Annotated in this window: 7 protein-coding genes; 4 read left to right on the forward strand and 3 right to left on the reverse strand. The window is 61.0% G+C overall.

Annotated features, from left to right (window positions below; genetic code table 11):
- Positions 1–96 precede the first annotated feature (96 nt).
- Positions 97–588: an anthranilate 1,2-dioxygenase small subunit gene (gene antB, locus APH41_RS22050; RefSeq protein ID WP_034128781.1), complete on the reverse strand. Its 492-nt coding sequence runs from the start codon at positions 586–588 to the stop codon at positions 97–99.
- Entirely contained in the window at positions 588–1,979 is a 1,392-nt protein-coding gene (antA, locus tag APH41_RS22055) for an anthranilate 1,2-dioxygenase large subunit (RefSeq protein WP_054921512.1), read from the reverse strand. The genes antB and antA overlap by 1 nt, the downstream gene beginning before the upstream one ends.
- Before the next feature lie 311 nt (positions 1,980–2,290).
- Here antA and APH41_RS22060 point away from each other — a divergent pair, with 311 nt between their 5' ends.
- Complete coding sequence (locus APH41_RS22060; protein WP_054921519.1) at positions 2,291–3,283, forward strand: AraC family transcriptional regulator; 993 nt, start codon at positions 2,291–2,293, stop codon at positions 3,281–3,283.
- 143 nt (positions 3,284–3,426) lie between these two features.
- Here APH41_RS22060 and APH41_RS22065 read toward each other — a convergent pair whose 3' ends face one another.
- Positions 3,427–4,302 carry a LysR family transcriptional regulator gene (locus APH41_RS22065; RefSeq protein ID WP_034128779.1) on the reverse strand — a complete coding sequence of 292 codons (876 nt, stop codon included), beginning with the start codon at positions 4,300–4,302 and terminating at the stop codon, positions 3,427–3,429.
- Between the two features lie 114 nt (positions 4,303–4,416).
- On the opposite strand from APH41_RS22065, the gene APH41_RS22070 reads away from it, so the two are divergent.
- The 3 genes from APH41_RS22070 to catA are packed head-to-tail and all read left to right on the forward strand — an operon-like array spanning position 4,417 to position 6,816.
- Positions 4,417–5,544 (forward strand): muconate cycloisomerase family protein, encoded by a 1,128-nt coding sequence (locus APH41_RS22070; protein WP_054921521.1) that lies wholly within the window; start codon positions 4,417–4,419, stop codon positions 5,542–5,544.
- A gap of 12 nt (positions 5,545–5,556) precedes the next feature.
- Positions 5,557–5,847, forward strand: coding sequence for a muconolactone Delta-isomerase (catC, locus tag APH41_RS22075; RefSeq protein ID WP_054921514.1), 291 nt, complete (start codon positions 5,557–5,559; stop codon positions 5,845–5,847).
- Positions 5,848–5,886: 39 nt separating this feature from the next.
- Positions 5,887–6,816 (forward strand): catechol 1,2-dioxygenase, encoded by a 930-nt coding sequence (gene catA, locus APH41_RS22080; protein WP_054921517.1) that lies wholly within the window; start codon positions 5,887–5,889, stop codon positions 6,814–6,816.
- Positions 6,817–6,928 lie beyond the last annotated feature (112 nt).

The raw sequence follows: 6,928 nt of genomic DNA on the forward strand, positions 1-6,928 counted from the left end.
TTGCTCCCGCTGGGCTGCGAAGCTGCCCCAAAAAACTGGGAGCGCTGCGCACTCCAGCGGGAGCAAGCTCCCTCGCCACAAGGGGGATGTGCTGGTTTAAAGGTGATAGAAATCCAGCACCGAGTTGATGGTGTCGTTGAGCAGCAGGGCGTGCTTGCGCGTGATCAGCCAGCTGTCGCCCTCGGGCTTGAGGCGATAGGTTGCGTGCCCATAGAACTGCTCGGAAGTAGCCAGCCGATAAAACAGCGTGTGCCAGTTCAAACGCACCTCCAACGTGCCGTCGGCCTGCTCGGCAATGCGCACGTTGTTGATCAGGTGCAAGGTGCGCGGCATCGGCGTGGCGGAGGCGGCTTTGCCGGTGCGCAGGCGGAACACGCGGTCTTCCAGGCCCGAGCGGTTGGCGTAGTAGATCAACGACATCTCGCGCTTGGGGTCTTGGGTGTAGACGTGTTCGGAATCCCATTGCGGCAGGTGGAATTCGCTCTGCGGGTCGAACAACTGCACGTAGGCGTCCCAGTCCTGGGCGTCGCACAGTTCGGACTTGCGGTAGAAGAACTGCTCGATCTGGTACTGCAATTGCGCATTCATCACTTCACCTCCCGCAGGCTCAGGGCCCGCTGGTCCAAACCCTTGAGCAGAAACCGTTGCCAATTGCGGTGCTGGTTGACGTACAAGCCTTCGTGGGTGAACTCAGTGCCGGTCATGGCTGGTTGAATGCCGATGGCCTCGCTGTTGGGCGTCGGCCCGGTCTCCCAGCGATGGCTGCCGCGAGAAATATCGCTCCAGCGCTCCAGGCGGCCCTGGAAACCGCGCTGGGCTTCGCGAAATTCCACCAGGTCGTCGGGCGTGCCCATGCCCGAGACGTTGAAGAAGTCCTCGAACTGGCGGATCCGGTTTTCGCGATCGGCGTCGGACTCACCTTTCACGCCCAGGCACTGGCTGATGATTTCGGTCTTGTTCCAGGCCACCGGGCGGATGATGCGCAGCTGCGAGCTGATCTGGTCGAGAAAGAACAGGCTGGGGTAGATGTTCAGGTTGCGCAGGCGGTGCATCATCCACTCGGCCTTCTGCTGGCCGTGTTCTTCTACCAGGCGCGGCATGATGGTGGCGTAGCCGGAGCGCACGCTGGGGTTGGGCATGTCGCTGAACAACACACTGTGGCCGTTATTGAAGGCGAACCAGCCGTCATCGGTATTCGCGTCTCCGGCGCCGAGCTTGCTGTAGTCCAGCGTGGTGCTGGAACCCGTGCCGTTTTCGGTGTTTACCTGCTGGCGGTGCTGCACGGTGGCCACGTAGTTGTAGTGCACGGTGCTGACGTGATAACCGTCCAGGCCGTTTTCGTTTTGCAGCTTCCAGTTGCCGTCGTAGGTGTAGGCGGACTTGCCCGGCAGCACTTCCAGCTCACCGGTGGCCGATTGCGCCACCATCATGTCGAAGAACACTTTGGCGTCGCCCAGGAAATCTTCCAGGCTGTTGGTGCCGTTCACGTCCAGGCTGATAAACACAAAGCCCTTGTAGCTGTCGATGCGCGCTTTTTTCAGGCCGCGGGTGGCCTTGTCGAAACCTTCCGGGTATTCCCCTGGCGCCTTGACCTTCACCAGTCGGCCATCGCTCTTGTAGCACCAGGCGTGGAACGGGCAGGTGAAAGTGGATTGGTTGCCCTTGCCCACGCGGGTGAGGGTAGTGCCGCGATGCTGGCAGGCGTTGATCAGCGCGTTGAGCCGGCCTTCGCCGTCACGGGTGATGATCATCGGTTGGCGCCCGGCGCGCATCGTCACGAAGTCGTGGTTATTGGCCAGTTCGCTTTCGTGGCAGGCGTAGATCCAGTTTTTTTCGAAGATCAGCTCCATCTCCAGGTCGAACAGTTCGGGCTCGGTGAACATGTCGCGGGCGATGCGGAACACTTCATCTGCCGGGCGAAAGTCCAGGCAGCTTTCGATAAAGGTTTTCCACTGCTCGACGGTTCTTGCACCACTCATGGGAGGCACCTTTTGATCATGGCTAAACGGTGAGCCATTAAGCGGCTGCAATGCGGTAGCGGGCTATCCGCTTAATGGGGGAACGCAGGCCGCAAAGTTGGGCAACAAATACCCATGGCGGTGCGCGCAGGTGACGGCATGCGCTACTGTGATGGTGGGCGATGGTCGTAGAACCCTGGGATTTATCCACATAGTCGGCCCTTACTATCCACCCAGTGGCCACGCTGCTGGCGTGGCCTGGAACTTGCTGTCGAGGTTCAACGACGCGCCGCCAGAGCGCGCAAATGCCTAACCGCCGTGGGTGCACCCTGATGAGTAGCCAGACACGCGATATTCATATTCAACGCTTCGACCTGGAAGGCGCGCGCAGCTGGATGTCCGGCATCTGCGGGCCCCATCGCCTGGCGACGGCCACCCCCGAACGCCTGCGCTTTCACCACAGCGCCAACGTGTTCAAATCCCGCGCCACCACCCTGGGCGTGATCGAGTACGGTACCGATGTGACCATCGACATCGAAGACGCCGAGCACTTTCGCAGCTACAGCTTGAGCCTGCCGCTGGTGGGCGAGCAGGAGCTGAGCAAGAACGGTGAGCGCCTCAGTTCCAACCGCGACCAGGGCGTGATCATTTCACCCAATGAGCATCAGGTGCTGGCGATTTCCGGTGACTGCCGCAAGTTGCAGGTGGTGATCACCCGCGCGGCGATGAGCGAGTCACTGGAAGGTTTGCTGCAACGGCCCATCGATGCACCGCTGCGGTTTGAGTCGGTGATGGATGCTGTGGACGGAGCACCGGCCTCGTGGTGGCGCATGGCGCGATACTTCATCGCCGAACTGGAATGCAGCAGCGAGTTGTACGAGCAGACGGCGTTTACCCGTGACCTGGAAAGCTCGCTGATCAAGGGGCTGATCCTGGCCCAACCCAATAACTACTCTGAAGAACTGCGCGAGGTTCTGGGGGTGAAACTGCCGCACTACTTGATCCGTGCGCGGCAATTCATCCACGACAACGCCCGTGAAGTGCTGCACCTGGAAGACCTGGAAGCGGCAGCGGGCGTGTCGCGGTTCAAACTGTTCGATGCGTTTCGCAAGTACTTCGCACTGTCGCCCATGGCGTATCTGAAGAAGCATCGGTTGGGGGCGGTGCGCCAGGAGATTCTGGAGCAGGGCTCAATGCGCACTATTTCTGAAATCGCCCTGGGCTGGGGGTTTACGCACCTGGGGCGGTTTTCGGCGGAATACCGCAAGCTGTTCGATGAGTCGCCCAGCCAGACATTGCAACGCAAGCGCCTGCGCAGCCTTTGAAACCAATGAAGATCAAATGTAGGAGCGAGCTTGCTCGCGAAAAACGTTAACGATAACGCGTGCTTGCTGGATGAACGCGGCGCCTGTGAGTTTTTCGCGAGCAAGCTCGCTCCTACAAGGGAATTGCGGTGTTTGGGAAAATCTCAGATCAACTCTTCAACCAGTTGCAGGCAATGAGTCAGCCCCGGCGACTGGTCATTCACCCGCCGGCTCAGAATGATCGGCGAAGTCGCAGTGGCCTCCACAATCGGCGTATAGCCAATATCCGCCCGATGCAGCACCTGCACCGACGCCGGCACCAACGTCACCCCCATACCTGCGCCCACCAGGCCAATAGCGGTCTGCAATTCGTTGGTCCACTGCGCCACCTTCAGGCTCAAGCCATGGGCGTCGAACAGCGCGATCACATGGTCGGCATAACTGGGGCGCGGGTTGCCGGGGTAGAGCACAAAGGGTTCGCCGGCCAACTGGGCGAGGGTGGCCGGGGCGCCCAGCAACGGGTGACCACTGGGCAGCACTGCTACCAGGCGGTCCTCCACCAGTACGCGCTGGACGATGGCCGGATCGTCGATGCGAATCCGCCCGAAGCCTACGTCAATGCGGCCAGCCTTGAGCGCTTCGACCTGCTGCAAAGTGGTCATCTCCGACAAACCCAGCTCCAGCTCCAAGGCCTCGTGAGTGCGCAGGCGCCGAATCAGCTCCGGCAGCACGCCATACAAGGTCGACGGCGCAAAGCCGATGCCCAGCCAGGTTTTCTCGCCTTGGCCGATGCGCCGGGTGGTGTCGCAGACCTTGCCCAGTTGTTCGAGCAGCACACTGGCATGCTCATAGAAAAACCGTCCGGCCTCTGTCAGCCGCAAGGGCCGGCTGCGCTCCAGCAGCACCACCCCCAGTTCGTCCTCCAGTTGCTGGATCTGCCGGCTCAAAGGCGGCTGGGCGATATGCAAGCGTTCGGCAGCTCGGGTGAAGTTGAGGGTCTCGCCCAGCACCTGGAAATAGCGCAAGTGACGCAGTTCCATATCGACTCCTTTCATACCTTGAGGGTATCGCACGAGACCAATTCTATATTGGAAGCCCAAAAAAATGCGGAACAGAATCGACGTAAATTTATAAAGAACCCAATGGGTATTGCCATGCCGATTTGCACCATCGAGTCGATTGAAACTGTCATCGTCGACCTGCCCACCCTTCGCCCGCACAAGCTGGCGATGCACACGATGCAAAACCAGACCCTCGTCATCATTCGCCTGCGTTGCACCGACGGCATCGAAGGCATCGGTGAAGCCACCACCATCGGTGGCCTGAGCTACGGCAACGAGAGCCCCGACAGCATCAAGGTCAACATCGACTGTCACTTCGCGCCGCTGCTGATCGGCCAGGACGCGAGTAACGTCAACGCGGCGATGTTGCGCCTGGAGCGCAGTATTCGCGGCAACACCTTTGCCAAGTCCGGTATCGAAAGCGCCTTGCTCGACGCCCTCGGCAAACGCCTGGGCCTGCCGGTCAGCGAGCTGCTGGGCGGGCGTGTGCGTGATGCGTTGCCGGTGGCCTGGACCCTGGCCAGCGGTAATACCGAACAGGACATCAGCGAGGCCGAAAAAATGCTCGACCTGCGCCGTCATCGCATCTTCAAATTGAAGATCGGCGCCGGTGAAGTCAACCGCGACCTGGCCCATGTGATCGCGATCAAAAAAGCCCTGGGCGAGCGCGCCAGTGTGCGCGTCGACGTCAACCAGGCCTGGGATGAAGCCGTGGCCCTGCGGGCGTGCAAGGTGCTCGGCGACAACGGTATCGACCTGATCGAACAACCGATCTCGCGCAACAACCGTGGTGGTATGACTCGGCTCAACCTGTCGAGCCCGGTGCCGATCATGGCCGATGAGTCCATCGAGTGTGTCGAGGATGCATTCAACCTGGCCCGTGAAGGCTCGGCCACAGTGTTCGCCCTCAAGATCGCCAAGAACGGCGGCCCGCGTGCCGTATTGCGCACGGCGGCGATTGCCGAAGCGGCTGGCATCGGCCTGTACGGCGGCACCATGCTCGAAGGCGGCATTGGCACCCTGGCTTCGGCCCATGCCTTTCTCACGCTGAACACCCTGGCGTGGGGCACCGAATTGTTCGGCCCGCTGTTGCTCACCGAAGACATCCTCACCGAGCCACCGGTGTACCGCGATTTCCAGCTGCACGTTTCCAGCGCGCCGGGCCTGGGCCTGGCGCTCGATGAAGAGCGCCTGGCGTTCTTTCGCCGTGACAAACACTAAGAGGCCTCTGCCATGTTGTTCCACGTAAAAATGACCGTGAACCTTCCCCTCGATATGCACCCCGAGCGTGCCGCCAGCCTCAAGGCCGAGGAGAAAGCCTTGGCTCAGCGCCTGCAAGAGGAGGGCAAATGGCGCCACCTGTGGCGCATCGCCGGGCATTACGCCAACTACAGCGTGTTCGATGTCGACAGCGTGCAGGAGCTGCACGACCTGCTGATGCAACTGCCGTTGTTCCCCTACATGGCCATCGAAGTGAACGCGCTGTGCCGCCATCCGTCGTCGATCCATGCGGACGACCGCTGAGCCGGCTTCCACCTATAACTACAAGATGAGGAATGCACCATGTCCATCCGCCTGTCCCAGACTGCCCACGCCCAACAGTTTCTCGAAGAAGCCAGCGGTAACCTCAATGACGCGGGCAACCCGCGCACCAAGGCGCTGATTTACCGAATCCTGCGCGACACCGTGAACATCATCGAAGACCTGGAAGTGACCCCGGAAGAATTCTGGAAGGCGGTCAACTACCTCAATGAACTGGGCAAAAATCAAGAGGCCGGCCTGCTCGCCGCCGGTTTGGGCCTGGAGCATTACCTGGACCTGTTGATGGACGCCGCCGACGAGGAGGCCGGCAAGTCGGGCGGCACCCCGCGCACCATCGAAGGCCCGTTGTACGTGGCCGGTGCGCCGTTGTCCAAGTACGAGGCACGGCTGGATGACGGCAAGGACGACGCGGTGCCGTTGTTCATGCGCGGGCAAGTACGCGACACCGAGGGCAAGCCGTTGGCAGGGGCGATTGTCGATGTGTGGCAGGCCAACACGGGCGGGACCTATTCGTGGTTCGACCCGGCGCAATCGGAATTCAACCTGCGTCGGCGCATCGAGACCGACGCCCAGGGCAACTACCGTTTTCGCAGCATCGTGCCTTCAGGCTACGGCTGCCCACCGAGTGGGCCGACGCAACAGTTGCTCGACCAACTGGGGCGCCACGGGCAACGGCCGGCGCATATCCACTTCTTCATCTCGGCGCCGGCGCACCGGCACCTGACCACGCAGATCAACCTGTCGGATGACCCGTACCTGCATGATGACTTTGCCTATGCCACCCGGGATGAACTGATTGCCGAGATTCGCTTCAGTGACGATCCGCAACTGGCGCGCGAATTTGGCGTGCAAGGGCGGTTTGCGCAGATTGATTTTGACTTTGAGTTGCAGGTGGCGGATGCGCCAATAGAGCAGCAGCGCATGCAACGAGTCCGTGCTCTGGAAGACTGATCAACTCGGTCAACTGTGGGAGCTGGCTTGCAGTGGCGAGGGAGCTTGCTCCCGCTCGACAGCGAAGCTGGAGCCGGCTTTTTGGGGGCGCTGCGCACCCCAGCGGGAGCAA

The organism is Pseudomonas sp. NBRC 111138 (assembly GCF_001320835.1).
GTDB lineage: Bacteria > Pseudomonadota > Gammaproteobacteria > Pseudomonadales > Pseudomonadaceae > Aquipseudomonas > Aquipseudomonas paracarnis.

Coding starts and splice junctions, on each gene's coding strand:
- antB (WP_034128781.1), bottom strand. CDS start 588: ATGAATGCGCAATTGCAGTACCAGATCGAGCAGTTCTTCTACCGCAAG.
- antA (WP_054921512.1), bottom strand. CDS start 1,979: ATGAGTGGTGCAAGAACCGTCGAGCAGTGGAAAACCTTTATCGAAAGC.
- APH41_RS22060 (WP_054921519.1), top strand. CDS start 2,291: ATGAGTAGCCAGACACGCGATATTCATATTCAACGCTTCGACCTGGAA.
- APH41_RS22065 (WP_034128779.1), bottom strand. CDS start 4,302: ATGGAACTGCGTCACTTGCGCTATTTCCAGGTGCTGGGCGAGACCCTC.
- APH41_RS22070 (WP_054921521.1), top strand. CDS start 4,417: ATGCCGATTTGCACCATCGAGTCGATTGAAACTGTCATCGTCGACCTG.
- catC (WP_054921514.1), top strand. CDS start 5,557: ATGTTGTTCCACGTAAAAATGACCGTGAACCTTCCCCTCGATATGCAC.
- catA (WP_054921517.1), top strand. CDS start 5,887: ATGTCCATCCGCCTGTCCCAGACTGCCCACGCCCAACAGTTTCTCGAA.